Below are 2,272 nucleotides of genomic sequence, written 5' to 3' on the forward strand. Positions count from 1 at the left end.
CCATGAACTGCTATTTTGATGACGTAGATCTTCATAGTCAGCAGGTATTGTTATGAAATGATGGTGGTTATTTTAACCCCTGTAGATGGCATCATTCGATGGCTGCCCCGAGGTTTTTCATGCTCTCGTTCAACCGTGGATAATTTGAACGGACGGAAAAATCTGGGGTTCCGGCGTAGTACCCCTATCACCTCCACATTTTTGCAACAGTGCCTTATAAATGGCAGCCTTATGTTTACTTGCCAAGATGGGCTACCATATGATGTTTTATACTGAGCAATATTAATATTATCTTTAATGGAAAAATTAAGCCCACTAAGTGACCCACTGCTATATGGCTCTATTGTGAAGACGCCTGAGGGTAAAAATTTATACATGGTTGTCCCTATGTCTATTATTGCAAGGTTGACAATATTATTCGTTTTATAAATTTGAGCGTTTAAAATCACACATCAAAGCAATTAGTCAGGATAAACAACAATACCCAGTGCTTCGAGAATCAGTTCTTGCTGCCAGGCTGCAATTTTGATACCTGATGTATCGACTTTGCGGGGATCTAAACCGTCGAGTTCGGCGTGGCATAAATTGGCACCCTGTAGGCTAAATTGCCCCCAGACATCTTCGGAAAAAACACCTCGACTTAAGTCTGACTCTTTCAGTGATGCACCCGCTAGGTTCGTTCCTATCCAGCGATTTTCAAACAACTCACATTTTTCTAAACAAACCCTCTCCATATTGGCATAGGAAAGATTACATCCAGAAATAAATGCTGAGCAAAAGTACATACGATTACTCACTTGATGGGCAAAGTTTGTTCGGGAAAAGTTGGCACCTTTTAAATCACACGCACGGAACTCTATACCGTAGCAATTGGCATTACTGAAGTTTGCCATCGCAAGTTGGCATTGTTGGAAACTTGCATCACGAAGATCTGCGACATCAAAGTGGCAGCCTTCGATATCACCCTGTTCAATGAACTTGCAGTTGACGAATGTCGTATCACGCAAGTTAGCACGTCGAAAGTCGCTGCGAATGAATGTGCAAGCGGTGAAGGTGAGATCACTTAAGTCTTTATGTGAAAAGTTGTGGTGCCGATATGTATGATTGTAGGTTTCCATGAGTACTCCTTGTTGAAAGGAGGGCTAGACTACCATTATACATATGCCAAGACATTAAAATAAAAGCCTGTTACATCAACACATTACAACCCCTCAATTTACCTGTTTTAAGTGGTCAAATTGGCGCGTAGAGCGCCTATCGCTCTTGCATTGGCACGCGGCCCTGTTGAAAAAAGTTATTCGCTTTAGATAGGGTTAGGAGAGCCGTGCTTCGCCGGTAAAAAATCGGACTATCCGACGCAGGGCGGACTCATCGGCGGAGAAGCAAACTTTGACTATATCTCCCTACACTTGGAAGAGGGCTAGACTGGCCCCATAGATCACCAGACACTTCGACTCTCTTAAAATAAGAGGTAGTCTTGGAACTATGTTTAATACCAGTCAGAACGATAAGATGGTTGGAGTGTTATCAGGACCTGAGCGGCGTCGGCGTCGTACACCGCAGGAAAAAATTGCCATTATTCAGCAGACTATGGAGCCCGGTATGACCGTGTCTCATGTCGCGCGCCTGCATGGCATCAATGCAAACCAGATATTCAAATGGCGCAAGCAATATTAAGACGGTTCACTGACGGCTGTTGCATCGGGCGAGGAAGTGGTGCCGGCCTCCGAACTCGCTGCCGCCAATAAGCAAATTCGCGAACTCCAGCGCCTTCTGGGCAAAAAGACGATGGAAGCCGAGATACTCAAAGAGGCCGTGGAGTTCGGCCGGGCAAAAAAATGGATTGCGCATGCGCCCTCGTTGCCTGGGAACGACGAATAAGCGACGTTTGCAGAAGTCTTGGCGTGTCGCGTGCGCAGTTGAGCATTCGGGTTCACCGGCCATCTGACTGACAGGATCGCAGACGGCAGCCCCGTTCTGACGATACCACCGTATTGTCCCGGATAAACATGGCGGTGGCTGACCTGCCGACGTATGGTTATCGCCGTGTGTGGGCGCTGCTGCGACGGGAGTCGGAGCGGGACGGCCTGCCTGTGGTTAATGCAAAGCGGGTGTATCGCATTATGAGAACGCATAATCTGCTTCGGCACTGTTGCAAAGTTAGCGATGAGGCAGCCTTTTGTCTTATTCAAAGGCCTTACATTTCAAAAACTCTGCTTACCAGGCGCATTTCGCCCAGGGGATCACCATAATAAAATGCTGAGGCCTGGCC

1 protein-coding gene and 2 pseudogenes are annotated in these 2,272 nt (G+C 46.8%); 1 reads left to right on the forward strand and 2 read right to left on the reverse strand.

Annotated elements, in window-relative coordinates:
* Positions 1 to 461: 461 nt before the first annotated feature.
* A complete protein-coding gene (locus DD606_RS24675) occupies positions 462 to 1,118 on the reverse strand; it encodes a quinolone resistance pentapeptide repeat protein QnrS1 (protein WP_001516695.1) in 657 nt (218 codons plus the stop codon).
* A gap of 394 nt (positions 1,119 to 1,512) precedes the next feature.
* Here DD606_RS24675 and DD606_RS24680 point away from each other — a divergent pair.
* Positions 1,513 to 2,144, forward strand: a pseudogene (locus DD606_RS24680) (transposase); the annotation flags it as partial.
* A 53-nt stretch (positions 2,145 to 2,197) separates the two neighbouring features.
* Here DD606_RS24680 and DD606_RS26040 read toward each other — a convergent pair.
* Positions 2,198 to 2,272 (reverse strand): annotated as a pseudogene (locus DD606_RS26040) (IS6 family transposase); the annotation flags it as partial.

The sequence above is a fragment of the Enterobacter cloacae complex sp. GF14B genome (assembly GCF_004136805.1).
In the GTDB taxonomy this organism is placed as follows: Bacteria; Pseudomonadota; Gammaproteobacteria; order Enterobacterales; family Enterobacteriaceae; genus Enterobacter; species Enterobacter hormaechei_C.

Bases quoted from the DNA above. Each gene is read 5' to 3' on its own strand.
- DD606_RS24675 (WP_001516695.1), bottom strand. From the start codon at position 1,118: ATGGAAACCTACAATCATACATATCGGCACCACAACTTTTCACATAAA.